Consider the following 24,823-nt stretch of genomic DNA (forward strand, 5'->3'; position numbering starts at 1 on the left):
AGAAAGCCTAACTTGACCGGTGGAGCGCCCTAACGGGCTAGGGCAGCTAGCTTACTTTGAGAAAGGCCGGCACTTGATAGTGCGGCAGTTTGGCAAGGGGTGCGCCCAATTGCCGACAGATCGCATCGGCCGCCCGGGTCGCACCGTCCACAGCGCCATAATCATCAAAGACAATCAGTCCGCCATGAACCATGCGAGGCACCAGCTTGTCGAGCACGAAGGCGGTGGGTTCATATACATCAAGGTCAAGGTGCAGAAGGGCGATCCGGGTTTCGGGATGGCCTTCAAGATACTGCGGAAGTGTCTCAAAGATATCACCTGCGATCAGCTGGACGTTGTCAAACCCCTTGTCAGCGATCAATCGGGCGAGTTGCGCTTCCGCGATCCCTGGCCCGCCAGCTCCTTCGAACCGGTCGATAAAGGCCTGATCGCTTGCGCCTTCAACAGCGTTTTTCGGAAAAGAGCCAAAGGCATCGAATCCGATAATTGAGCGGCTGTAGGATGTCTCAAGCGTATCGCGAAAGGTGGCAAAGCGCATCAGGGAAGCGCCCTTGTAGACACCCGCTTCGATGATGGCGCCAGGCAAGTGCCTCACCATCTGATAGAGTTCGTAATGCGCGAGCAGCTTTGCGATCCGCCCCGGATGGCTAAGCAGATAGAACGCGTTCTCCGCTTCATAGGGATCGCCATCAAGATCGGGCCGATAATGAAGATGATCGTCAGACAGAGCAACGCTCCTCGCGCCTATTGCCGAACATCCATAGCCCCGTTTGGCCGCACCGCACTCCGCACTATCACTTAGGCGTCAACCCGAGAGTTAATGGTCAAGGAGTAGAAAACGGCTTCGTCCTAGCCCTTCGCGCCAAGAGCGCCCGTACCGTGGGTTCTTGAGCAAGAGGTCGATACGAGAATGCGCGTTTTGTTCTATTTGCCGGTGATCACGCCGTGGTGGTTCGAAAGCATAATTACGCCGCTGATCTCAAAGCTGTATCAGGACAATGAGGTCCACATTCTGGCCCCTGAGCTCTGGCAAGGCACCGGCTTGAGCCTGCGCGAAGTGCAACTGTGCGCGCATATGCCCGATATTCGCTGGCATATCGTAAACGATCAGAAGCACCCCTCAATGCGCACAGACCCTGCCGAGCGGGAAGGGATCATCTCGTTCGTTCAGTCGCTCGACCCCGACATTGTCTTGTGCCGCAGCGCTGATGTTGAAACGATCAAAGCCTTCCCGGGGATCGTGCGCCACATCACCGAAGGCGCCGCCGATCCGCTCTCTCTGCCGTCCGATATCCTGCAATTCAGCCACTCGCTTTTTGATCATGGATCGATGCCTGAGCTTGAGTGTCAGCAGGTCGCAGCGCTCGAAGACCTGATCGAGCCGTTCTGGTCCAAGCTTTTGCAAACCTGTGTGCTGGACCAGGCCCAGCGCGACTATCTTTGCAAATGGTCCGCGTTTCCAGGCGACAGGCCCGTCCTCTTTCTCCCGCTTGAATATGAGCATGAGGAAAATTTCTATACGATGCATCGGATAGATGCGCTGTCGAATGTGGAGCTCTTGGAAGACCTTGCGCAAAGGTTCGGGGAGCGCATTTTCTTTGCGCTGACCAATCATCCGCTCAACGAACTCTACGTGGACAATGAGCCTCTCAACGAAGCGGTCGAAGCGCGGTCATGGTGCATGCGCATGTTTCCGCAGGAAACACCTTTGGGCGGCCGGACAACCGACTTCCTGATTGGCGCGGCAGACGGCGTCTTCTTGATGGACTCGAAAGTCTACGCGTTGGCCGGTTTTCATGGCTCACCGATTGTCAGGCGTTCGCGGTTCCGGACAGGGGCGTGGCTGAATGTGTATGATGCGATCGAAGACTTCCTTGCCGACTATGAAACAGGCACTCTCCAACGACCTGCGCAGAAGGATGCCAAAGTATGGTTTGCTTTTCATGCCGCGAACAATCTGATCAATCTTAATGCTCCGCAGCTATCCGGCGCTGACCTGATCGAGCGGATCAGCACGCCGGTCGATCCCGATCGCTGGGCGGACAATTTCGCACAGCTTTCGATCGACTGGCCGAAAGCTGTGCCATGAACGCGCTGACCGGCATCAAGGCGGCTCACAGGGCCGATCCCGAAACCTGGTTTTACCAGGTGATCGCGCAGGAACGAGACGCGCTTTGCGCTTTCCTGCGTTCGCGTCAGCCGGGCATTGCAGATGCGCTTTTCATGCTGGCGATGCAGGATCAGCCCGTCATCTTCACCGGGATTGGCAAATCGGGACACATCGCCGCCAAACTTGCCGCGACCTTTTCCAGCCTTGGTATCGCTGCATTCTACCTTAATGCAGCCGAAGCGGCCCACGGAGACTTGGGCATCGTCCAGCCCCGCAGCGCGGTGGTGCTGGTGTCCAACAGTGGTTCGACGGAAGAAATCACGCGCATCCTGCCGCAACTCAGGTCACGCGAATGCACGCTTTTGGGGATTGTCGGTCGGCGCAATTCCCAGCTCGCCCGGGGGGTTGATCACCTCGTTCTGGCTGAGATCGAAAGCGAGGCGGATCATATCGGCATGGCTCCGACATCGAGCACCACGCTGCATCTGGCGATTGGCGATGCGCTGGCCGTGGCGGTTAGCCGGATACGCGGATTCACGCGCGAAGGGTTTTTGCGTCATCACCCCGCCGGGCTGCTTGGCCGCCAGATGATCCCTGTCACCACGCTAATGCGTCAGGGAGACGCTTGTCCCATGGTGGACGCTTCCACCGATCTGCTTGACCTGCTGGCGGTGATGTCCGCCAAACGCATGGGCGCAGCCTGTGTCATTGACAGCGACACCACGCTACTGGGTCTGGTGGTCGATGGTGACATACGGCGGCACCTCTTGGCAGGGCCCAAGATAGCCGAGGTTACCGCGCAAGAACTCATGCAGACCGACCCGCAAGCTATCGATCATAAAGCGACGCTTGGCGAAGTCCTGGCGCTGCGCAAGGCCTCAAAGACTGATTGGCTCGTTCTTCCCGTCATCGATGACAAACGGCGCCTCAAAGGCCTGCTCCATGCCAGCGACTTGCAGCTCTGACCGATGAAGACTGTCGCATTCATCCCGGCCAAAGGCACCAGTGAGCGCGTTAAGGGCAAGAACCTTGCGATCATTGACGGTGAACACCTTTTCAAACGCAAGCTGCGCCAAGCGCTTGACTGCCCGCATATCAGCGAAGTGTGCCTCGACACCGAAGCGCAGAACATGGCTGAGCTGGCGCAGGATTTGCCGGTGTCCTGGCTCAAGCGCCCGGTGGAGCTCGCCCGCAATGCCGCCGACGGGCACGAGATCTTTGCCTGGGAATGCGCTCAGCGCCCTGATGCTGATCTTTGGATCCAGCTTTTGTGCACCGCCCCGTTCATCAGCGCCGATACCATCACGCGGGCCGTTGACGCGTTACTGGCGGACCCACAAGCCGACAGCCTGGTCGCGGTCCATCGAACAAAGCAGTATTGCTGGGCAGCAGGCATGCCGAGCTATGGCGCGAGCCGTATCCCCAACAGCATCGACCTGCCGGAAACCGTCATCGAGGCGATGAGCCTCTACATTGTGCGCAACTCGCGAAACGGCTGCCCGCCAACCCGGCGCTTTGGCAATAGACCGATCCTGTTCGAGCTTGATCCGATTGAGCAGATTGACCTGAATACGCCGCAGGATCTGGTTTTCGCTGAAACGATTGCCGCCGGGCAGCGATCCACAGAGGCTCTGCGTTTCAAGGCAGCGATGCCACACCTTTCATCCACTGTGCTTGCCGACATTGCGAAGGAAGTCGGGCTAAAAGCCGTTCTGCCCTCGCGTTTAAAGCCGACCAGTCCGGGCAAAGTGCTCGGACGGGCCAAAACGCTGGAGTTGGCCGCGATTGCGTCTGACGATGATGAAGCCAGTTGGAAGGGCATCTACAAGGCTCTCGGCTCCTACCAGTTCGTGCGCCAGGGCGATGTCATTGTGGTCGCGAGCGAAGTGCCCACGCACGCCTATTTCGGCGATCTTAACGCCAATCTCGCCGTGCGCTCAGGCGCTGTGGGTGCGGTGATTGACGCTTATACGCGCGATTCCGCGGATGTTCGGGCGCTGGGCCTCCCGGTCTATGCGCGTGGCAGCCATTGCGATGACATCAAATTCGAAGGCACGATGCGGGCAATGAACCGCCCGATACAGATCGGCGATGTTCCCATAGCCAATGGCGATGTCGTGTTTGGCGATGAAGACGGGCTTGTCGTTGTCCCGCGCGCAAGATGGCCTGAGATCGAAGCCGCCGCTTGGGATGTCATCGGCAATGAGGCGCGCATCAGAATAAGCGCTGCGCGGGGAATGGACGTCGATGCCATCCTCAAGCAGTTCGGCTCATTCTAGGGGAGGCCGACCGTGAAAAGCGTCGCGATCGGATCACTTCAGCTTGGCAATGACCAGCCCTTCACCTTGATCGCAGGCCCTTGCGCCATGGAAAGCCGGGATCACGCGCTGGAAATGGCTACGGGCCTTAGCGAGATTTGTAACAATCTCGGTATCGGACTGATCTACAAGTCCTCCTTTGACAAAGGCAATCGCACATCGATCCATTCGCCGCGCGGGCTTGGCCTTGCAAAAGCGCTCGATGTCTTTGCCGAACTGCGCGAAAGCTTGGGCTGTCCCGTCATCACCGATGTGCATGAAGTATCCCAATGCGCGCCGGTGGCCGAAGTCGTTGATGTTCTGCAAATTCCCGCCTTTCTGTGCAGGCAAACCGACTTGCTCATTGCCGCCGGGAAGACGGGTCGCGCGATCAACGTGAAGAAGGGGCAATTTCTTGCGCCATGGGACATGACCAATGTCGCTGCCAAGATCCTGAGCACCGGGAATGAGCGGGTTCTGCTGTGCGAGCGCGGAACCAGCTTTGGCTACAACACGCTTATCAACGATTTTCGCGCACTGCCGATTATGGCTCGCACGGGCCTGCCTATCGTCTTTGACGCGACGCATTCGGTGCAGCAACCTGGCGGGCAAGGCGAGCGCTCAGGCGGGCAGCGCGAATTCGTCGCAACGCTTGCCAGAGCAGCAATTGCCGTGGGCGTCGCAGCGGTTTTTATCGAGACCCATGAAGCCCCCGAAACAGCGCCCAGCGATGGCCCCAACATGGTGCCTCTGGCGCAATTGCCCGCGCTGCTGGAAGACCTGAAAGCGTTTGACGAGCTCGCCAAGCGCCAACGTCACTGCGCCAGCAGCGCGGCAAGCTGATCCCATATTTCCGGCGACCGGGCGAGCAGGACCGGACCGCTTGGATCGGCCGGGCGATAGGGGGAGCCGTCAAGGCGCGCGATCTTCCCGCCAGCGGCTTGGATGACGAGCGCTCCAGGCGCGTGATCCCATGGCAGACTGCGCCAATAGAGCGCAAAATCGTAGGCGCCAGCCGCAACCAGCGGGTATTCATGGCCTGCACAGCGCTGGGTCCCGGCGATCTGCGCGCAGCGCGCTGACAAACTTCTGATCCGAGACTCCATGAGGGCGGGCCGTTGGAACGCGCTCACAATCCCGGTTGTATCTGCAAGATCCCGGGGGTCTTCATCGGCCTTGATCCGTTGACCGTCCAACCAAGCTCCGGCTCCGCGCTCTGCGATTGTGAGCTGATCCCTCACCGGATCGAGAATAGCCGATGCAACAATAGCCCCATCGACCAACAGCGCTGCCATCAAGGCAAAGGGCGACCGTCCGGCTGCGTAGTTGGCTGTTCCATCAATCGGATCGACGATCCAGACCTCGCCCTTGCCGAGATCATCGAGCAGTGCCGGATTGGCCGATGCGGCCTCCTCTCCCACAAATCGAGCGCTCGGGCAGAGCGTCTTCAAGCCACTCTGTATAATGCGCTCAGCTTCGCGGTCTGCCACGGTCACCAATTCGCCCGGGGCTTTTTCTTCTATCTCACCCGCAGCCAAGCGCCGAAAACGCGGCATGACGCTTTGCTCGGCGGCGGTCCGCAACACCTTGGCGATGCCTTGCGACAAGCCACCAGCGGCGTCATGCAATGCGCCCACATTCTGATCCTCGGACACGGTCACTCGGGGGAGCTTTGAATGGCGAAGAGGCGCATCCATGTATCGTATTACGAGCCCCAAGACGCACAAGCCAGTTTGAATACTAGGCCACCTGCTCCGCTGGCTTGAGCGGTGCACCTGAAGCGAGAGACGGGTTACGCGGGTGGGTGGCGGAGCAGGAGGGATTCGAACCCTCGATACGGGGTTGCCGTATACACACTTTCCAGGCGTGCGCCTTCGACCACTCGGCCACTGCTCCGCGTTCTTGTCCGTCCCACCGCTTCGCCGCTTAACGACAAGATTGTCCGCACCCCTGCTTTTTGTTCAAGAGCGTAAGCGCGAAGCGGCGCGTCTAGCTTCGAAACGATGGCTTCGCAAGGCGCATGACCAAGCCGCGTTGGGCATTGCGCGCTAAACATGGTATAGGAGTCGCATTGGACGGCGCTGCGCGGAATGGCATTCCCTGCGAACGCTGTCACAAGAGCCTCTTTCCGCCCCTGAAAACGCGTGGAAAGGGGCTTTTGTGTGAGCGCATCAGGCGGCTATTGTGCTTTTCATGAAAGAAGTAGTCCTGACCGCCGCCGCCCTTATGATCGCGTTTCCTGCTTTTGCGCAGGACGAAGTCGCCACGGCCGCCCCGTCTCCCGCCGAGATCATAAAGACGGCGCCGCAAGGGGATTGGAGCGTTATTGCGCCTGAAGACCTGCTGGTCATGACGCTGGCGCCCGATGCAGACGGGAATGAACGCAAAGTCATCATCCAGTTGATGCCGCCGCCCTTCTCGCAAGGTTGGGTGGAAAACATCCGCACCCTCGCCCGCGCGCAATGGTATGACGGGATCAGCGTCAACCGGGTGCAGGACAATTACGTGGTCCAATGGGGCGATCCCAACTATGACAACCCAGAGAGCGGCGGGAACGCCAAGCCGCTGCCGGACACCCTTCGCACGATGCGCGAGGGCGAATATGTCGCGGTCCAAAACGGCTGGGGCGATATCACAGAATTGAGCGAGGCGCTGGAACGCGGTGCAATCCTAAATGCCAGCGACGCGCCGCGCGCCCCGCGCCAGAGTGGCGCCGAGAAGCGCTCGTTCGAAGCCTATGCCGAATACGCTGGCTTCCTGAAAGGATGGCCGGTCGGCTTTGGCAGCGCCTACACCGCCACTGCTGGCGAGATCGTCATCCCCAAAGCCGTGGCCGAGCGTCTGATCGCAGACCTTGAGATCGTTGCCGATTTGCCGGTCTTTGGCGCGTTGAGCGCTGATGAGGCGGAAGCCGCCCGCAGGGTCGCCGAGAACGCGCTGACATCGGTGTGGCCCGTCCACTGCTACGGTATGGTCGGCGTTGGCCGGAACTACTCGCCCGACACCGGCACGGGGGCAGAGCTTTACACGGTGATCGGCCACGCGCCCCGGCACCTCGATCGCAATATCGCGCTAGTCGGGCGCATTATCGACGGGATGGAGCACTTATCCTCGTTGCCGCGTGGCTCGGGAGCCTTGGGCTTCTACACTGCGGAAGAAGCCGACAAGCGCACGCCGATCCTCTCAATCCGGGTAGCCAGTGACCTGCCCGAAGGCGCGCGCCCGCAATTCGAATATCTCTCGACCGAAAGCGGAACCTTCGCCCGCTACGCCGAAGCGCGGGCCAATCGCCGCGATCCGTTCTTCATCGTGCCCGCTGGCGGCGCGGATATCTGCAATATCCCGGTCCCGGTGCGCGCGATCGAGGATGCGGACAAAGAGTGACCGAAAGCGTCACCGCCACCCTTCCCCTCAAGCGCTGGCAGGGGGATCGCGGAACCTATCACCTCGTGACCTTTGCGGGCGATGCGGCCGAGGCGCTGGCCACCCACGCAGCGCTTCACCGGATGGAGTTTGGTCGGCAGCGCGGGTTTGGCTCGGTCAAGCTCACCGCTCGGATTGGCGACACCCAGTGGCGGACCAGTGTCTTCCCGCAGAAACAGCAATCCGAGTGGGTCCTGCTCGTCTCGAAAAAGGTGATGCGGGCCGAGGGGCTCAGCGCTGACGATCGGATCGAAGTCCTCCTGTCACTCTAGCGCGCCCATCCCAGGCAGGACCCGCTCGGCCAGGCATGACCCGCTCGGCCAGGCATGACCCGCTCGGAACGCATCCCCAACCGGGCGATTGGTCTTACAGGCAGGTCCAAAGCCGCGCGGACGAGCCCCGGCGCCCTGCCACACAAACGCACCGCTTCACGAGGAGACGTTGCCATGAGGATTGCCGACCGTACCGAACTCGCCAACAAACCGCGCCCGCTCACCTGCTCGCCGGACACCAGCGTGCGCGACGCCGTCACGCAAATGGCGGAGAAGAATTACGGGTCGATCTTCATTCTCGATGATGATGAGCGGGTGCTTGGCGTGATGACGGAGCGCGATATCTTCCGCCGCGTGATCGGCGAAGACCGCGATCCCAAGACGACCACTGTTGGCGAGGTCATGACCACCGAGGTCCGTCAGGCGAACAAGGACGACAAGATCCTCGACTGGCTGCAAGTGATGTCCAACGAGCGCTTTCGCCGGCTGCCGATTGTAGATGAGAATGGGCGACTGATCTCCGTCATGACGCAAGGTGACTTTGTCGCGTACACTTGGCCACAAATGCTCAGTCAACTGGGCCAGATGGCGCAGGCAACGCTTGCCCCGGCGTTCAACCCGCTGATCATTCTGGTCGGGATCGGCGCTTACACGATCGCGCTTATCGGATTGCTGCTTTACGCGCTCTAGAGGCGCTGCATCAATTCGATCTGATTGCCGAACGGATCCTCGGCAAAGAAGCGCGCATAGCCTTCGATAGGCTTGTCATCGCGCGTCGCGTAACCGGCGCTTTCAAGCCGCTCTCGCAGGGCCGCAAAGTCATCGACGAGAAGCGCCGGATGCGCCTTGCGAGCCGGAGTAAAGTCCGGATCGATGCCCACGTGCAGGTTCACGGCCGCGCTTTCGAACCAACAGCCCGTTGGCGACAGGTTTGGCGGCTTGGGCACCTCGGTCATCCCGAGGCCTTCGCCGTAGAACGCGCGCGCCCGGTCTTCGCCCCCTTGCGGTATGGCGATCTGGACGTGATCAAGACCGAGAACGGCCACGCTAGATCCGTTCCGCCTGGGCCACTGCATCGCTGGCGCGCAGCGCGCTCAGAATGCGGCTGAGGTGCGCCAGATCCTGCACATCGGCGGTGATCTCATAGGTCGTGAAAGGGTGTTCGAGCTGGGTTTGGTCAAGGCTGATGACGTTGCATTTCGCCTTGGCGAAGATGCCGGCCATTTCAGCCAGTGTGCCAAGCCGGTCGTAAAGCGTCACCCGAAGTCGGCCGACCGCCCCCTGCGACCGCTTGCCCCAGGACAAATCCAGCCAGTCGCTATCGACACCGTTGGCAAGTTCCAGACAGGTGATTGCGTGGACCAGCACAGGCTCACCCTTGCGCCTTAGCCCGACGATCCGATCGCCGGGCACGGGGTGGCAGCAGGTCGCAAGCTCAAAGGCGACGCCAGGCGTGAGCCCCTTGATCGAAATGGCGTGATCGCGCCGCGACCACTGGTCGTCATCCTCAAGCTCCGCCGTGCATCCCGGAACCAGCGCTTCCATCACCTCGCGGTCCGAGATCTTGGCGGATCCGATTGCAAACATCAGGTCTTCCGGCCCATCCATGCCGAGCCGCTCGATCGCCCCGCGAATAGCCTTCTTGCCGACATTGGCGGGCACGCGCTGCGAGATCGCGTCGAACAGCTTGGAGCCGATCGTCGCCACTTCCGCACGCTCCTTGAGGCGCACAGCGCGGCGGATCGCCGCGCGCGCCTTGCCGGTGACGACGAAGTTGAGCCAGGACAGTTGCGGTTCGGCGTAGGGCCCCTTGATGATCTCGACCACATCGCCGTTATCGAGCGGGGTGCGCAGCGGCATGTGCCGTCCGTTGATCTTGGCCCCGACGGTGGCGAGCCCCAGATCGGTGTGAACCGCGAAGGCAAAGTCGACCGAGGTTGCGCCCTTGGGCAGCTGAAACAGCGCGCCCTTGGGCGTGAAAGCGAATATGCGATCCTGATAGATCGCCATACGCGTGTGTTCGAGCAGCTCTTCGGCATCGTGGCTGGTGTCTACAATCTCGATCAGGTCGCGCAGCCAACCCACCGCGCCATCGGGCTTGTCGCCTTGCTTGTACGCCCAGTGCGCGGCGAGACCGAACTCGTTGCGCTGGTGCATTTCGCGCGTGCGGATCTGAACCTCGACGCGCATCGAATTTTCCCACATCAGCGATGTGTGCAGGCTGCGATAGCCGTTGGTCTTCGGCGTCGAAATGTAGTCCTTGAACTTGCCCGGCAGGAACTGCCAGGTCATGTGCAGCACGCCCAGAGCGCGGTAGCAGTCGGCCTCGTTATCGGTCAGCACCCGGAAGGCCATGATGTCGGTCACCTGCTCGAAGCTGACGTGGCGCTCCGACATCTTCTGCCAGATCGAATAGGGGTGCTTCTCGCGTCCCATCACTTCGACCTGCACACCCGCTTCGGCGAGCGCCTGCTTGATCGTCAGCGCGATCCTTTCAACCTGTCCCCCGTCAGCGCCGCGCAGCTCCTCAAGCTTGCGGGTGATGGTGACATACGCTTCAGGCTCCAGCTCGCGGAAGGCCAGCGCCTGCATCTCGCGCATGTATTCGTACATCCCCACCCGCTCGGCGAGGGGGGCGTAGATCTCCATCGTTTCACGCGCGATACGCTGGCGTTTCTCGGGCTTCTTGATGAAATGGAGCGTGCGCATGTTGTGCAACCGGTCCGCCAGCTTGACGAGCAGCACCCGGATATCTTCCGACATCGCCAGCAGGAATTTGCGCAGGTTCTCCGCCGCGCGTTCGTTTTCCGGCATGGTCTCGATCTTGGAGAGCTTGGTCACGCCATCGACCAGCCGCGCAACCTCCGGGCCGAAGTTGGCCTCGATATCCTCGATTGTCGCCAGCGTGTCCTCGACCGTGTCGTGGAGCAGCGCGGTCATGATCGTTTCCTGATCGAGCTGGAGATCGGTCATCAGACCCGCCACCTCGACCGGGTGCGAGAAGTAGGGATCGCCCGACGCACGCTTTTGCGAACCGTGTTTCTGCACGGTGTACACATAGGCGCGGTTCAGCATCGCCTCATCGGCGGCCGGGTCGTAATCCTTGACCTTTTCGACTAGTTCGTACTGACGCAGCATTGACGCGAATATGCGGCGCGCGCCCGCGCTGAGCAAGCGATAAGAGGGTCTGCGTCATCTGATGATGGGATCGCGCCCATCGGCGCGGCCCGGAGTGCCGCGCCCGACAGCGCCCATCGCCAGCCAGGTCGCCGCCGTGATCGTCCCGACCCGGCCAAGAAACATCAGCGCAACCAGAACGAGTTCGGCATCGACCGGCAATTGCCCGGTAATCCCTCGGCTAAGACCCACGGTCGCGAACGCCGAGATGCACCCGAACAGGATGTCGCTGAGCGCGTGCGGCGTGCGCACCGAAAGGTAGAATGAAGCGAAGAAAATGACGCTGAGGCCCAGTATGATCACGGTCACCGCCTGACTGGCGAGACGGTAGCTGAGCACGTGGCCCATCAATTCTGGCTCGCCGCGCCCACGCACCTGGTAGATGAGGATGACGAACAACACCGCAACGGTGGTGATCTTGATGCCGCCCGCCGTACCCGCGCTGCCTCCCCCGATGAACATCAGCGCGTAGTGGAACAGCACCGTCTCATCGCGCAGCGCGCCGATATCCAGGCTGTTGAAGCCAGCGGTGCGCGGCATCGCGGAATGGAAGAACGCGTTCAGAGCGCGTTCGCCCCAGTTCATCGGCCCCAGGGTTCCGATATTGCTGCTTTCCGCGATGAGGATCGTCAGGAAACCGAGCGCGAGAAGCGTGATTGTCCCGGCCACTGTAATGTTGGTGTGCAAAGTCCAGTCCCTGCGATTGCGGCCGCATGACAGCAGGTCCTGCAAAACGGGAAAACCCAGCGAGCCGACAATGACGGCAGCGGCGAGCGGCAGGAGGATGAGGGCGTCGAGATTGTAGGACATGACGCTGTCGGAGAAAGTCGAAAACCCGGCGTTGTTGAACGCGCTCACCGCCTGGAAAAGGCCGTGCCAGAACGCGCTTGCCAGGGGCATGTCTTAATTCTGGTGGAAGCGAAACGTCAGGATCGCGGTCGTGATTGCCTCGACGACAACCGTGATGAGCAGAATGAGCTTGATCGCGAATATCGCATCCGAAAGGTTGAGCTGTTCGCGTTCGACTTCGCGCTCAAGCGTTCGGCGCAGAACGAAGCCGCGCCCGACCGTCAGGGCCAGCAGGCTCGCCGACATCTTGGTCCCCAGCCCGCCAATCTGGATAAGGACAAGGATCGCAATCTGTCCGTACATACTCCAGTAGACGGGCGTGTCCTCGACGATCAGGCCCGTGACCGCGACGGCCGAGACCGATGTGAACAAGGCGGTCGAAAGCGGCGCGCCAAGCTCGCCCGCGCGCGCCACCGGCAACCAAAGCGCCAGCGTGCCAACGGCAATGGCGACAAGGTATAAAACCGGAATGATGCGAATAGGATGGCGCAGCGCCCAGAACATGCACCTTCAATGCGTGGACGAGACGATTGGTCCCGACCGACCACAAAAGGATTCAAAAGCTTGAGAGGCTTAAGCGACGCTCGGCGCTTCCGACCTGCCCGCCGACTTGATACGCAGCGCCCTGCCGATCAGCTCCACGTCGCCCTTGGCGGCAGGCTCATCAGGATCGCATCGATATTGCCGCCCGTCTTAAGGCCGAAGATCGTACCGCGGTCATAGACCAGGTTGAACTCGGCGTAGCGTCCCCGGTATTCGAGCTGCACTGCCTCGTCCTCGGGCGTGAACGCGCTCCCCATGCGCTTGCGCACCAGCTTTGGAAAGATGTCGAGAAAAGCCCGGCCCACGTCTTGCGTGAAAGCGAAATTGCGCTCCCAGGCGGCGTCATCCTCGCATTCGAGGTGGTCGTAGAATATGCCCCCGACGCCGCGATCGACGCCTCGATGCGGAATGTGGAAGTATTCATCCGCCCACTTCTTGTAACGTTCGTAATAGGTCGGGTTGTGGCCCATGCAGGCCGCGCGCATGGCAGCGTGAAACTCCTCGGTGTCCTCGTCATAGGGGATCGGCGGGTTGAGGTCCGCGCCCCCGCCAAACCACGCTTTGCCCGTGGTCAAGAAGCGCGTGTTCATATGCACGGCGGGAACATGCGGATTGGCCATGTGCGCGACAAGGCTGATGCCGGTCGCGGTGAAGCCCGGATTGTCGGCGTCCGCGCCGTTGATTTGCCCCGCAAACTCTTTGGGAAAGCTCCCCATCACGGTCGAACAATTGACGCCGACCTTTTCGAACACTGTCCCCTTCATGAGGCCCTGCACGCCGCCGCCCGGATTGTCGTTGCCTTCCTCTTCGCGGCTCCAGGGCGTGTACTCAAAGGCCGCGTCGGAGCCCGCCTCGCGTTCGATGTCCTCGAAGGCGGCGCAGATCTGGTCGCGCAGACTCTCGAACCACTCCTTCGCCCGCGCGGTGTGCGGCGCCCATTCGCTCATGATGCTCGATCCCGTCCCAATTATCCCTGATGTGTCCATCCGCTTTGACAGCGTTCAAGTCAATGCGCTTTGCGGCTGAAGAAGGCTTGCCAAGGCCGGCTCAGCGGGGCATTCGGGCCGCATGGTTCCTGTTTCGTTCACTTCCAGCCTTGGCGCCGCGCTTGAGTTTGCCGGTGAGGAGCTTGTGCTGCTCAAGTCCAACGCGCTCTACTGGCCGAGTGAGCGCGCGCTGCTGGTGGCGGACCTCCACCTTGAAAAAGGCAGCTGGTACGCGCAGGCGGGGCAGATGCTCCCGCCCTATGACAGCCGCGAGACGCTGGAGCGAGTGGCGGATGCGGTGAAGGCCACCGGCGCGCGCCGGGTGATCACGCTGGGCGACAATTTCCACGATGAGGCGGGCACACACCGGCTCGATCCCTACGCTGCCGGAATGCTCGAATCGCTCATCCGCGCGCTCGACTGGGTGTGGATCACCGGCAATCACGACGAGACGATGCCGCGCGCCTTCGGAGCAGCGGTTGAGGCGGAGCTGGTCGTGAATGGCATAACGCTGCGCCATGAAGCCAGATTGGGCGAGACCCGGCCCGAACTCTCCGGCCACTTCCACCCGAAGATGCGCGTGCGGGTAAGGAACCGTCACATCGCCCGGCCCTGCGCGGTGCTGAGCCGCTCGAAGACGGCAGGGGACCGCCTGATCGCGCCCGCCTTTGGCGCCTACACAGGCGGCATGGACGCAGGCGCCCCGGAAATAATCAAGGCGCTGAGTCCGGCAACCACAATCGACGCGGTGCTGCCTGCGAAGGGCAAACTGGTAAGCTTTCCGCTCTATCGCGAGGCGGCCTAAGACTCATCTGGCCTTTTGGCGACCGAATCCCTACATTAAGCACGTCCAATGAAGGCTAAAACAGGAGATTACACATAGCCCGTCCACCTCGGCGTTCGATGGCCCCGCCCGTTAAAAGCGGCCCTCGCTACGATCAGTTTATTCAAGTCCCCAAGGTCCGCGTTATCGACGATGAAGGCGAGAACCTTGGCGTGATGTTCACGCGCGAAGCGGTTGAGCAGGCTCAGGACAAGGGGCTGAACCTTGTCGAAGTGTCCCCCAACGCGGACCCGCCCGTGTGCAAATTCCTCGATGTCGGAAAATACCGCTACGAAGCCCAGAAAAAGGCCAACGCGGCGCGCAAGACGCAGAAGACGCAGGACATCAAGGAAGTCAAAATGCGTCCCAACATCGACACGCACGATTACGACGTGAAGATGAAGAACGTGAACAAGTTCATCGACAACGGCGACAAGGTAAAGGTGACGCTGCGTTTTCGCGGGCGCGAAATGGCCCACCAGCACCTTGGCATGGATCTGCTCAAGCGTGTCCAGGAGGACGTGGAGGAAATCGCCAAGGTCGAAGCCTTCCCTCGCCTTGAAGGGCGCCAGATGCTGATGGTGCTCGCGCCCAAGTAAGCGATTGTGGCGCTGATCAAGAGATGAAACAAAAGGGCGAGAGCGCTGAGCGCTTTCGCCCTTTTGTGTGGCGCGTTCACCCTTGGCGGCTTGGTGACTAGCGATGATTGCGAGCCGGTCAGCGCGCCCCATAAGAGCGCCGATCTCGCCATCTACACCGCAGTGTTCCCCGCTCGGCACGAACCGACACAAAGACCGATCCTTCGATCCTCCATGGCGTTCGTCGATTTCGGTCAACGGTTTACCCTTTTCGACCAAGGCCTTGCGGAAACCGATCGCCGGGCCCAGGCGTTGGCTCAGTGTTGTATGAACAGCGACATCGCCCGCATCTCCAAACGCGTGTGATCTTCGGTACGCGAAGGCTCCAGCGCTCCCCTCGCAAGAGCGTAAAACAGAAGAGCCTCTCTCATCTGGCAAAGGAACAACCGCATGGGTTTTGTGCGCTCATCTTCCGTCCATCTGACCACGCTCGCGGTGTGCGCGTTGGCCGTGGCGCCCGCTGGCGCGCAGGAGCCCGGCACGCCGTTCGCAACCTTCGCACCGGGCGCGGCGACCAACACCAACTCGATCGATTACGACGTCTGGGACGAAGCGGTTAAGAAGATCGTCATCTCGATGGGGCCCTCGCTGCGCCAGACGGCGGGCCGCCCACCCGACGGCTATGGCACGCGCCGCGTGTACGGCCACACCTCGCGCTATCGCCTCGAAGGGTCGCGCGTGACCTTCAGCTTTCTCGACGCCACGATCATCGGCAACCTCGCGCAGTATCGCCAGGACCTGCAAATGGTGGGCGACAAGGTCGATCTCCAGTCGCTGAGCCGCAATGAACAGCTCGCATTCTGGCTCAATCTGCACAACGTGGCGATGGTCGAACAGATCGGCAGCGCGTGGCCGGTGCGCCAGCCGCGCTCGCTCGAGATCGATGGCGTGCCGCTTGACGATGCGAAGTTCATCACCGTCGAAGGCGTCGCGCTTTCCCTGCGCGACATTCGCGAGAAGATCGTCTTTGCCCATTGGCGGGATCCCTCGGTCATCTACGGCTTCTGGCGCGGTGATATTGGCGGTCCCTCAATCCAGCGCGAGGCGTATACCGGGGATAATGTGAGACGCCTGCTCGAACGCGGCGCGAACGAATTCGTCAACTCGCTGCGCGGCACACAGAAGCAGGGCGGCGAATTGCAGGTCGCGACGCTTTATGAAGAATACGCCGCGTTCTACTTCCCCGATTTCGAGACCGATCTGCGCGCGCATCTGGCGAAATACGCCAAAGAGGACGTCGCCAGCATCCTGGCCGACACATCGCGCACGAAGGCCGTCATCAAGGAGTACGATATCGCTGACCTCGCCGGCGGCGCCCGCGAGCCAAGCTACAGCTTCATCGAAGACGCCAATGGCCGCGCGCAAAGCTTTCGCATTCCGCGGGCCATGGGCGCGCTGCTCGCTCAGCGTGAAGAAAAGTTCCGTCGCATCATGAAGGAAGGTCGCACGGGCACGGTCACTTTCAGTGAAATCGAATTGCCCGATGAAGAGGGCAAGAAGGACGAGGTCGAGTAGTCGGGCCGCCCCGCTTGCGCATTCGCCCTGGGTTGCCTTGATAGGAAGTCAGCGCACTTGAAACGGGGCTCGAATTGCGAGATAATTTTACTGGGAGGCAAGGAACAGGAGACTAGGGTCATGTCAGGCCAGTCCTTGCGAGCGTCGCTCTCTATCGGGTCGGCTATCGCTATCAGCGCCGTCGCAGTCACCAGTGTAGCCGCTTCGGCCAAAGTGGCTGTTCAACCCGTCACGGCCAATGAAAGTCCAATTGCGGAAAGTCCAACTGCAATCGCCTCGCAATGCGATCCTTTCGCGATCTTCGCTCCGACCAGGACCCCGGTCCGTCACCGCATCGACTACGGTATCTGGGACTACGCGCTCAAGCAGATGGTCGTGTGGATGGGGCCTTCGCTTAGGAAGCGGCCGGCCATTTTCCAGCAAGCCGTCGCGCAGGGGCGCCTTCGCGCCGGTCACAATTCGCGCTTCCGCACCGAAGGGGCGCTGGTCGCTTTTTCGCGCATGGACCAGGAGGCCATCGCCAGTTTTGGCCTGTATCGCCAGGAACTTGAGCAAGTCGCGGACACTCTCGACATCAGCACCCTCCCGCGCAACGAACAGCTCGCCTTCTGGCTCAACCTCCACAATGTCGCGATGGTCGAAAAGATCGCCGAAAACTGGCCCTTCCGCCAGCCACGCGCGCTGATGATCGACGGCGTGCCGCTGGACGAGGCCAAATTCCTCAACGTGCGCAGCGTCGCGATGAGCCTGAGGGATATTCGCGAGAATATCGTCTACGCCAACTGGCGCGATCCCAAGGTCATTTACGGTTTCTGGCGCGGCGAGATCGGCAGCCCGTCGCTCGAACGCGTGGCCTATTCCGGCGGGAATGTGAGTAGCCTGCTGTCGATCAAGGCCGAGGAATACATCAACTCGTTGCGAGCGACCGAGAAGCGCGGCGACACGCTGCATGTGTCCACGCTCTACGACGAAGTGAGCCGGTTCTACTTCCCGGATTTCGATGCCGATGTGCGCGCCCACATGACCGAATTCGCCAAGGAAGACGTGCTCCAGATGATCGGACGCACCAGCAGGACTGAGGCCACGATCCGCGAATGGGACATTGCCGATCTCTCAGGGGGAAGGCGCGATTCGATCTCTGCTCAAAGCGCCCGGCCAGGTGTCTCCGCCGGGATGATGGAAATCCTTGGTCAGCGCGAGCGCAAGTTCCGCGAACTGGCGAGAGAGAAGATCCCGACGGGCCGGGTCTTTCTCACCGAGATCACGCTTCCGGGTGACGATCCCAACAAGGGCGAGGTCAAGTAGGGCAAGGGCACAGCCCCGGCCCAAGAACCGGGCGCACGGGGGGTGGGAACGCCATCGGAAAAAGCGTGGAGTAATCCTGCAATGGCGCAGCTCGACTGATCGCGTGTCGTGGGCTGCGAAGCGCGCCGGCAATGGAACCGACACGGCGAGCCTCTTTCACAGGCAAGGTCGGCTGCACTTTGCCAGCGCCATCGGATGGCGATAGATCAAGGCCTGACCCTCTGTTTCAACCCGGCCAAAGAGGCTTTGTGCTTTTGTCTATTCCGCGACCGGACCCGAAATCCGAATGACCGCGCGCCAGATCGGTCTTTTTGCAGGGCCGCTCATCTTTGCCGTGACCGTGTTAACCGCACCTCCGCAAGGAATGAGTGCGGGCGCCTGGATGGTCGCTGGGCTGGTCGTGTGGATGGCGGCCTGGTGGATCACCGAGGCGGTTCCGATGACGGTGACAGGCCTGCTGCCCTTTATCTGGCTGCCGCTGGGCGGCGTGATGACCGCCCGCGAAACGGCCAGTGCCTATTACGCGCCGATCCTGTTCCTGCTGCTGGGCGGGGCCTTCATCGCGCTCGCGATCGAGCGCACGGGGCTGCACAAACGGCTGAGCCTTGCGATCCTGAGACTTGTCGGGGGCGATGGTGGTCAGACGCGGTTGTTGCTCGCCTTCATGATCTCCGCCGCCGTTCTCTCGATGCTGATCTCCAACACCTCGACCACGCTTATCATGATGCCGATGGCGCTTGCCGTCCTTGCTGGCGGCGCGGCGACGGATACATTGTCCGGGGCCGAGGGCGCGGGTAGTCCCGGCGGCAAGCAAAGCAAGCCCAATCAGGACGGCCTTGCCGGCGCTCTGCCGATGGGGATCGCCTTTGCGGCGAGTATCGGCGGGCTCGGCACTATCGTCGGCTCGCCCACCAACGGGATCGCGGTTCAACTGCTGGACGACATGATCGGGCTGGAGATCAGCTTTGCGCAGTGGATGGTGTTCGGGCTCCCGGTGGTCGCCTTCGGCGTCCCGCTCGCCGCGGCGATCATCGCTTGGGTACAGAGAGTGAGGGACCATCCCTTCGACGTCGACGCCGCTCGCGAGGCGATCGACGACGCGGCGCCCTGGTCGAGCGCCGAGAAACGCCTCGTTCCGATCGTGGCGATCACGTTTGCGCTGTGGATGAGCCGTCTGTGGCTTTCGCCCTACCTTCCCGCCGGAAGCTGGACCGACGGCACCATCGCCATTCTTGCCAGCTTTGCGCTGTTCCTGCTGCCCGATGGCACGGGGCGGCCCCTGCTCAAATGGGACGAAGCCAACCGCGCGCCCTGGGGCATTATCCTGATGTTTGGCGGCGGGCTGGCGCTGGCGGCGGGGATGGACGCCTCGGGCCTTGCGCGGTGGCTGGGCGAAGCGCTGCTCCCGCTTGAGGCAGTCCCGCTGCTGCTGATGACGCTGGCGGTGGTGGCGATGATCATCCTTGTGACCGAGTTTGCGAGCAACGTCGCAACCGCATCGGGCATCATCCCGGTCGTCGCCAGCCTGGCCGCGGCGCTTGGTCTGGGCGAGGACGCGGTGTTGCTGGCGATGCCGGCGGCGTTGGCTGCAAGCTGGGGTTTCATCCTGCCCGCCGGGACCGGTCCCAACGCGATCGCCTGGAGCACCGGTCACCTCAAGATCGAGCGGTTGGCCAGCGCGGGACTGCTGCTCGACCTGTTCGGCGCGCTGATGATTGTCGGCGTGGTGTGGGCAGTGGCGGCTTTCGTCTGAGACAAGATCCCTGACCGGACCGAAGAGCGCATCAGCACAAGTGCGGAGCGCGAGCGCGAGGACACTCGTATTCTTGCAGGATCTTGAAATGGGTCTTGTTCATCGGTCGTCGTACAGTCATGATGTAACCCGCGTCTTGGACGGGATACGCTCTGACAGCTCTGGAGAGACTTATGCCTATGTTTCATTCAACCCGGTCGCAACTTGCAAACCTTACGCGTGCTTCTGTTGTTGCCCTCGCGGCTGTGGGGGTCGTCGCGGCGCCGCTTGCTGCAGAGAGCGCGGCCATCGCGCCGCGCGCCGCGTCGCAGGCGAGCGACACCGTGTACGTCCCTGCGCTGGAGTTATCCCAGTTTCGCCCCGCCGACACTCGCAAAGAGCACACGATCGATTATTCCTACCTCGACAAAGCTCTCAAATGGTTTGTCATTCCGATGGGACGCTCTTTGCGACAAACGGCGCCGATCGCGGAACAGCGCCTTGGAACGCGGCGGATTTATGGGCACACCTCGCGTTACCGTCTGGAAGGCAGCCGGGTCGCCTTTTCGTTCTTCGACGATGACATCCGCGCTTCGCTGACCGAATATCGCCAGGATCTGGAGCGTGTGGGCAGCGACCTTGACATCCCGAGCCTGCCGCGCAACGAGCAGCTCGCCTTCTGGCTGAACCTGCACAACGTCGCGGTTATCGAAGCGATCGCGAAGGAATATCCGCTTAGCCAACCCGCCGCTCAGACCTTTGGGTTGAACGAGGCGCCGCTTGATGATGCGAAACTGGTTACCGTTGCCGGGGTCGATCTGTCCCCGCGCGATATCCGGGAGCGGATCGTCTATCCCAACTGGACCGATCCCAAAGTCATCTATGGCTTCTGGCGCGGCGAGATTGGTGGCCCAACGCTTCAGCGCCTCGCTTTCTCCGCCGACAACGTCGACACCTTGCTGAGCCTTTCGTCCGCCGAGTTTGTCAATTCTTTGCGCGGTGTGGAGCACACCGGCAAAACCTTGCGCGTGAGCCGTATCTATGAGGAGGCCGCGCCTTACTACTTCGAAGACGACGCAGCCTTGCGCGCGCATCTGGGCCGCCACGCAGAGGAGTCGGTCCAAAAAATCCTCGCCAAGACCGAGCGCACCATCATCAACCAATACGAACACGACATCGCTGACCTCGTTCGCGGCACAAAGGACCCGATGTTGGACAACCTGTGGACGGAGCGTGGCATGCCGGCGATCAGGCGGCCCGTGGCCACGCGGCCCAATTACGCGATCCAGCGCCTCATGAAGGAACGCGCGATCAAGATCAATCGCACGCTGCGCCGAGGCCTGCCGGTCGGCACCGTGATCGTGGGCGGCGAAGAGGGCAAGCCGGGCAAGGAGGTCGAATAGACTTCCCGCCGCGCTCAGCGCACACGCGACAAGTGACAAGGGCCGGGGGGGATCGATCCTCCGGCCCTTCTTTATATCCGATGAAAGCAAAGGTTCGAAGACTCGGTCTCGCTACCTTGCCTGCGCCGCTATCCTTGCACGTATGAGACCGCCGCGCACACTAGGCCGCGTCCTTGGGTGGATGCGTCCGGTCGCCCTGATCGCCGAAATCGAGTAGGCGTCGCGCGGTTCATTTCCTCGGTCCAACCGGTTGCAACTGTAACAATCGCGGGATACTCCTACAGCCAACGACGGTCAGGGGAGAGGCGCTTCTGCGGAGGTTAGAGGCGGGTGCCCTTGATGCGTCCCGTTCGGGATCAGCCCCTGCCTTCCTGGGGGCGCGCACTCAGGAAGGAGCCACTTGTCATGGCCGACGCAATCGATTCAACCGACACACCCACACCGCGCCGCAAACCGAAGCCAGAAAAAACCTCCATTGGCGGGCGCGAACTCAAGCCCTCCACGCTGATGATGGGCCACGGCTTTGACCCGGCCCTCTCCGAAGGCTCTCTCAAGGCGCCGATCTTCCTCACCTCGACCTTCGCCTTCGAAAACGCAGCGGCGGGCAAACGCCATTTCGAAGGCATCACCGGCAAACGCGAGGGCGGAGCGGAAGGCCTCGTTTATTCGCGCTTCAACGGGCCCAATCAGGAAATCCTCGAAGATCGCCTGGCCATCTGGGACGGGGCCGAAGACGCGCTCACCTTCTCAAGCGGAATGACCGCGATCTGCATCTTGATGATGGCCTATGCCAGCGCGGGCGATGTAATCGTTCATTCCGGCCCGCTTTACGCCGCGTCCGAAGGGTTCGTCTCCAAAGTGCTCTCGAAATTCGGCGTCGGCTATATCGACTTTCCCGCCGGAGCGAGCCGCGAGGAGATCGACGCCGTGCTCGAACGCGCGCGGGCGAAGGCGGACGAGGGTGGCGGCAAGGTCGCGATGATCTATCTCGAAAGTCCCGCCAACCCCACCAACGCGCTGGTCGATATCGAAGCGGTTTGCGCCGCGCGCGATGCGCAGTTGAAGAAATCCTGCCCGATCGCGATCGACAACACGTTCCTGGGCCCCCTGTGGCAGCGCCCGCTCGATCGCGGGGCGGATATCGTCGCCTATTCGCTGACCAAATATGTGGGCGGGCATTCCGATCTTGTTGCGGGCTCGATCGCGGGCGCGAAACACTGGATGGATCCGGTGCGCGCGCTGCGCAACACGATGGGCGGCATTGTCGATCCGAACACCGCGTGGATGCTGCTGCGCAGTCTCGAGACGGTCGAACTTCGCATGGAGCGCGCAGGCCAAAACGCGGCCAAGGTGTGCGAATTCCTGCGCGGTCATCCAAAGGTCCAGGGTCTTGGCTATCTCGGGTTTCTTGAAGACGCGCGCCAGAAGGACATTTACGATCGCCACTGCAGGGGCGCGGGATCCACGTTCAGCGTGTTCCTGAAAGGCGGCGAGGCGGAGTGCTTTCGCTTCCTCGACAGCCTCCAGATCGCGAAGCTGGCGGTGAGCCTTGGTGGCACCGAAACGCTCGCCAGCCACCCCGCCTCGATGACGCACCTCTCCGTGCCGTCGGAACGCCGCGCGGCGCTTGGCATCACGGACAGTCTAGTCCGCATCAGTATCGGTATCGAGGACGCAGACGATCTGATCGCCGATTTCGAGCAGGCGCTGGAGCGCGTGTGAAAACCGGGTGGATCAAATCCTTGATGATCGTTGCGGGGGTTTGCCTTGCCTCGGGGGGCTCAGTGGCTTCACTGGCCTCACAGACTGGCGCGCAGTTGGAAGAGAGGCTTCCCGACACGCCGCCCGCCGAGGGGCAGACCCTGCTGAAATGGGTCGATCCGCCGGTCCTCACTTACACGATCCCCGAGGATAGGCGCGGGGACCTGTCCTCTTGCGCGAATGACTTCGAATACGATCTGCTGAGCGTTGCGGCGACGTGCTGGCCGGTGCTTGAAGCGCTGAAGCTATATACCCGGGCGGACTACGCCTTCAACGAACCGACAGGCGACAAGCTCGAAAACATGCGCGCGACCATTGGGTACGCTAACGCAACGCTGGAGCTGATCGGTAAGCCCGAATATCCACTGGAAGAATTCTTGCGCAGCAAGGCGCTCGAACGAAAGCTCGGCGCGCACGAAAAGCTTGGGCAGTGGGAGGCCGCGCTCGCAACGAGCAAGGATTGGCTCGAGACGCTGCGCGGCGACCTGATGCGCGGCGACGATTTCTCCCGCGCCTTTGCGCACACGCGGCATGGCGATGCGCTGCTCAGGCTCGGCCGCTCGCAGGACGCGCGCGACGATCTTGAGGTCGCCATAAAGCTGTTTGACGGGATCGATGGCGACAAAGTGGGTTGGCCGCTTTCGAACTACAGCGAAAACGTTATCAAGGACGCGCTCAGGAAAGGCGATCTTGACTACGCCGAGCACACCATTGACCGCTATCTGGAGTTCGTTCGGGAAGAGCCGCGCGGTTTGCGTTTCGGCATCCACGATCATCTCGATCTCAAGCTCTATCTCGTGGCCGCGCGCGGCGATCGGGAACAGGCGCTCGCGCTCATTGAAGAACGCATGGAACGCCGCAGCAACAGACCACAGCGCTGTTCTGGTCTGGGCGTGCTTTTTCCGGCTGTCCTCGCCCCGCTGCGAAGGGACAAGGACGTCACCGCAGCGCTCAAGGCGCATGGCTGCGGTGAGGAGGACTTTGCGCAGATGGAGAACGCCGCGAATCGCGGTCTTCGGGGCTTCAAGGATGAGCTGATCCTCCCCTATCGGGAGGCTACGAAAGATTCGGAAGACGCAAAAGGAAGCCAGCGATGAACGATATCCAGAAACCCGTCTGCCTCGTGCTTGGCGCGGGCGCCGGCATCGGCGGCCACACCGCCAAGCGCTTTGCCGCAGGGGGCTATCACGCGGTTCTCGCAAGGCGATCGGATGAAGAAGGTCTTGCGCGCATGGTGGCCGAGATTGAGGCGGCGGGCGGCTCAGCCACCGGAACGCTGCTCAACGCGGTCGAGGACGGAACCATCGAGGAACTGGTGGAACGCGTCGAACGCGACACAGGGCCAATTGAGGCCTGCCTGTTCAACCTCGGCGCGCAGATCGGCAATCGCGCGTTCTTCGACACGCCGCACAAGGCCTTCGAACTCGGCTGGCGCATGACGACATTCGCCCTGTTCCGCCTCGCGCAGGCCATGCTCCCGGCGATGGTGGAGCGAGGCCATGGGACCTTGCTCGTCACCTCGGCAACCTCGGCGATGCGCGGGAACGCCGGCCAGCACAGCCACGCGGCGGCCATCGGAGGTCGGCGGATGTTGTGCCAGACGCTCAACGCCGAATTCGCACCCCAGGGCGTCCACATTGCGCATGTCGTGGTCGATGGCCCGGTCGACGCGCCCGACACGCTCGGACGGTTGCTGGGCGACAAGTTCGAGGCGTTCAAGGCGTCCAAGGGCGAGGACGGCGTTCTGGACCCGGCCGCGCTTGCGGAAACCTATTGGCACCTCGCGCATCAACCGCGCAGCTGCTGGAGCTTCGAGGTGGACGTGCGCCCATGGACCGACACGCCGTGGTGGAACGACAATCCCGCGCCGACGATCGACACAACGGCAGCGGAGCCGGGGTTTGGAAGGGCCAATGAATCACCCTGACTTGGGCACAGAGAGGCTGTTCCTGCGGACACCCGTTGAAACTGATATCGCTGCGATAATCG

At 61.6% G+C, this 24,823-nt stretch carries 23 protein-coding genes and 1 tRNA gene; 16 read left to right on the forward strand and 8 right to left on the reverse strand.

All coding sequences use genetic code 11. From position 1 onward, the window contains the following. Positions 1-46: 46 nt before the first annotated feature. Entirely contained in the window at positions 47-595 is a 549-nt protein-coding gene (locus QNI87_RS14455; RefSeq protein ID WP_300597986.1) for a TylF/MycF/NovP-related O-methyltransferase, read from the reverse strand. Between the two features lie 315 nt (positions 596-910). On the opposite strand from QNI87_RS14455, the gene QNI87_RS14460 reads away from it, so the two are divergent. The 4 genes from QNI87_RS14460 to kdsA are packed head-to-tail and all read left to right on the forward strand — an operon-like array spanning position 911 to position 5,250. Continuing rightward, entirely contained in the window at positions 911-2,089 is a 1,179-nt protein-coding gene (locus QNI87_RS14460) for a hypothetical protein (RefSeq protein WP_300597798.1), read from the forward strand. Next, entirely contained in the window at positions 2,086-3,075 is a 990-nt protein-coding gene (locus QNI87_RS14465) for a KpsF/GutQ family sugar-phosphate isomerase (protein ID WP_300597800.1), read from the forward strand. The genes QNI87_RS14460 and QNI87_RS14465 overlap by 4 nt, the downstream gene beginning before the upstream one ends. A 3-nt stretch (positions 3,076-3,078) precedes the next feature. Continuing rightward, positions 3,079-4,389, forward strand: a complete 1,311-nt coding sequence (locus QNI87_RS14470; RefSeq protein WP_300597802.1) for a hypothetical protein — start codon at positions 3,079-3,081, stop codon at positions 4,387-4,389. A gap of 12 nt (positions 4,390-4,401) precedes the next feature. Next, complete coding sequence (gene kdsA / locus QNI87_RS14475; RefSeq protein WP_300597804.1) at positions 4,402-5,250, forward strand: 3-deoxy-8-phosphooctulonate synthase; 849 nt, start codon at positions 4,402-4,404, stop codon at positions 5,248-5,250. On the opposite strand, the gene QNI87_RS14480 is transcribed toward kdsA, so the two are convergent. Together QNI87_RS14480 and QNI87_RS14485 are read right to left on the reverse strand one after the other, a co-directional pair. Beyond that, positions 5,223-6,068 carry an inositol monophosphatase gene (locus QNI87_RS14480; RefSeq protein WP_300597807.1) on the reverse strand — a complete coding sequence of 282 codons (846 nt, stop codon included), beginning with the start codon at positions 6,066-6,068 and terminating at the stop codon, positions 5,223-5,225. The genes kdsA and QNI87_RS14480 overlap by 28 nt on opposite strands. Positions 6,069-6,212: 144 nt before the next feature. After that, a tRNA-Ser gene (locus QNI87_RS14485) sits at positions 6,213-6,303 on the reverse strand. A 297-nt stretch (positions 6,304-6,600) separates the two neighbouring features. On the opposite strand from QNI87_RS14485, the gene QNI87_RS14490 reads away from it, so the two are divergent. From QNI87_RS14490 to QNI87_RS14500, 3 genes are all read left to right on the forward strand, one after another. Beyond that, positions 6,601-7,791: a peptidylprolyl isomerase gene (locus QNI87_RS14490; protein ID WP_300597809.1), complete on the forward strand. Its 1,191-nt coding sequence runs from the start codon at positions 6,601-6,603 to the stop codon at positions 7,789-7,791. After that, entirely contained in the window at positions 7,788-8,102 is a 315-nt protein-coding gene (locus tag QNI87_RS14495; RefSeq protein ID WP_300597811.1) for a DUF1905 domain-containing protein, read from the forward strand. Before QNI87_RS14490 ends, QNI87_RS14495 begins: the two co-directional genes overlap by 4 nt. Positions 8,103-8,276: 174 nt before the next feature. Further along, positions 8,277-8,792: a CBS domain-containing protein gene (locus QNI87_RS14500; RefSeq protein WP_300597813.1), complete on the forward strand. Its 516-nt coding sequence runs from the start codon at positions 8,277-8,279 to the stop codon at positions 8,790-8,792. On the opposite strand, the gene QNI87_RS14505 is transcribed toward QNI87_RS14500, so the two are convergent. The 5 genes from QNI87_RS14505 to hemF all read right to left on the reverse strand — a co-directional run bounded on the left by QNI87_RS14505 (position 8,789) and on the right by hemF (position 13,618). Beyond that, complete coding sequence (locus QNI87_RS14505; RefSeq protein WP_300597815.1) at positions 8,789-9,148, reverse strand: VOC family protein; 360 nt, start codon at positions 9,146-9,148, stop codon at positions 8,789-8,791. The two genes, QNI87_RS14500 and QNI87_RS14505, sit on opposite strands and share 4 nt — an antisense overlap. Before the next feature lies 1 nt (position 9,149). Further along, positions 9,150-11,240, reverse strand: a complete 2,091-nt coding sequence (locus QNI87_RS14510) for a bifunctional (p)ppGpp synthetase/guanosine-3',5'-bis(diphosphate) 3'-pyrophosphohydrolase (RefSeq protein WP_300597817.1) — start codon at positions 11,238-11,240, stop codon at positions 9,150-9,152. 54 nt (positions 11,241-11,294) lie between these two features. Next, positions 11,295-12,179 (reverse strand): potassium transporter TrkG, encoded by an 885-nt coding sequence (locus QNI87_RS14515; RefSeq protein ID WP_366146194.1) that lies wholly within the window; start codon positions 12,177-12,179, stop codon positions 11,295-11,297. A 3-nt stretch (positions 12,180-12,182) separates the two neighbouring features. Further along, the gene (locus tag QNI87_RS15765; RefSeq protein ID WP_366146195.1) at positions 12,183-12,632 is read right to left on the reverse strand and encodes a hypothetical protein; all 450 of its coding nucleotides are present in this window, start codon (positions 12,630-12,632) and stop codon (positions 12,183-12,185) included. 128 nt (positions 12,633-12,760) lie between these two features. Further along, entirely contained in the window at positions 12,761-13,618 is an 858-nt protein-coding gene (hemF, locus tag QNI87_RS14520) for an oxygen-dependent coproporphyrinogen oxidase (protein WP_300597819.1), read from the reverse strand. Positions 13,619-13,739: 121 nt separating this feature from the next. Between hemF and pdeM the strand changes: the two genes are divergently transcribed. The 9 genes from pdeM (at position 13,740) to QNI87_RS14565 (ending at position 24,761) form a co-directional block, all read left to right on the forward strand. Continuing rightward, positions 13,740-14,462: a ligase-associated DNA damage response endonuclease PdeM gene (gene pdeM, locus QNI87_RS14525; RefSeq protein ID WP_300597821.1), complete on the forward strand. Its 723-nt coding sequence runs from the start codon at positions 13,740-13,742 to the stop codon at positions 14,460-14,462. 98 nt (positions 14,463-14,560) lie between these two features. Continuing rightward, entirely contained in the window at positions 14,561-15,079 is a 519-nt protein-coding gene (gene infC / locus QNI87_RS14530; protein ID WP_300597823.1) for a translation initiation factor IF-3, read from the forward strand. 429 nt (positions 15,080-15,508) lie between these two features. Beyond that, on the forward strand, positions 15,509-16,633 hold the full coding sequence (locus QNI87_RS14535; RefSeq protein ID WP_300597825.1) for a DUF547 domain-containing protein: 1,125 nt from the start codon (positions 15,509-15,511) through the stop codon (positions 16,631-16,633). A gap of 120 nt (positions 16,634-16,753) precedes the next feature. After that, a complete protein-coding gene (locus QNI87_RS14540) occupies positions 16,754-17,938 on the forward strand; it encodes a DUF547 domain-containing protein (protein ID WP_300597827.1) in 1,185 nt (394 codons plus the stop codon). A gap of 286 nt (positions 17,939-18,224) precedes the next feature. Next, on the forward strand, positions 18,225-19,691 hold the full coding sequence (locus QNI87_RS14545) for a DASS family sodium-coupled anion symporter (RefSeq protein ID WP_300597829.1): 1,467 nt from the start codon (positions 18,225-18,227) through the stop codon (positions 19,689-19,691). Positions 19,692-19,864: 173 nt separating this feature from the next. Further along, entirely contained in the window at positions 19,865-21,073 is a 1,209-nt protein-coding gene (locus QNI87_RS14550) for a DUF547 domain-containing protein (protein ID WP_300597832.1), read from the forward strand. A 405-nt stretch (positions 21,074-21,478) separates the two neighbouring features. After that, positions 21,479-22,795: a cystathionine gamma-synthase family protein gene (locus QNI87_RS14555; RefSeq protein WP_300597833.1), complete on the forward strand. Its 1,317-nt coding sequence runs from the start codon at positions 21,479-21,481 to the stop codon at positions 22,793-22,795. Positions 22,796-22,857: 62 nt separating this feature from the next. Next, a complete protein-coding gene (locus QNI87_RS14560; RefSeq protein ID WP_300597834.1) occupies positions 22,858-23,931 on the forward strand; it encodes a hypothetical protein in 1,074 nt (357 codons plus the stop codon). Continuing rightward, positions 23,928-24,761 (forward strand): SDR family NAD(P)-dependent oxidoreductase, encoded by an 834-nt coding sequence (locus tag QNI87_RS14565; RefSeq protein WP_300597835.1) that lies wholly within the window; start codon positions 23,928-23,930, stop codon positions 24,759-24,761. Before QNI87_RS14560 ends, QNI87_RS14565 begins: the two co-directional genes overlap by 4 nt. Positions 24,762-24,823 lie beyond the last annotated feature (62 nt).

It is taken from the genome of Erythrobacter sp., assembly GCF_030066995.1.
In the GTDB taxonomy this organism is placed as follows: domain Bacteria; phylum Pseudomonadota; class Alphaproteobacteria; order Sphingomonadales; family Sphingomonadaceae; genus Erythrobacter.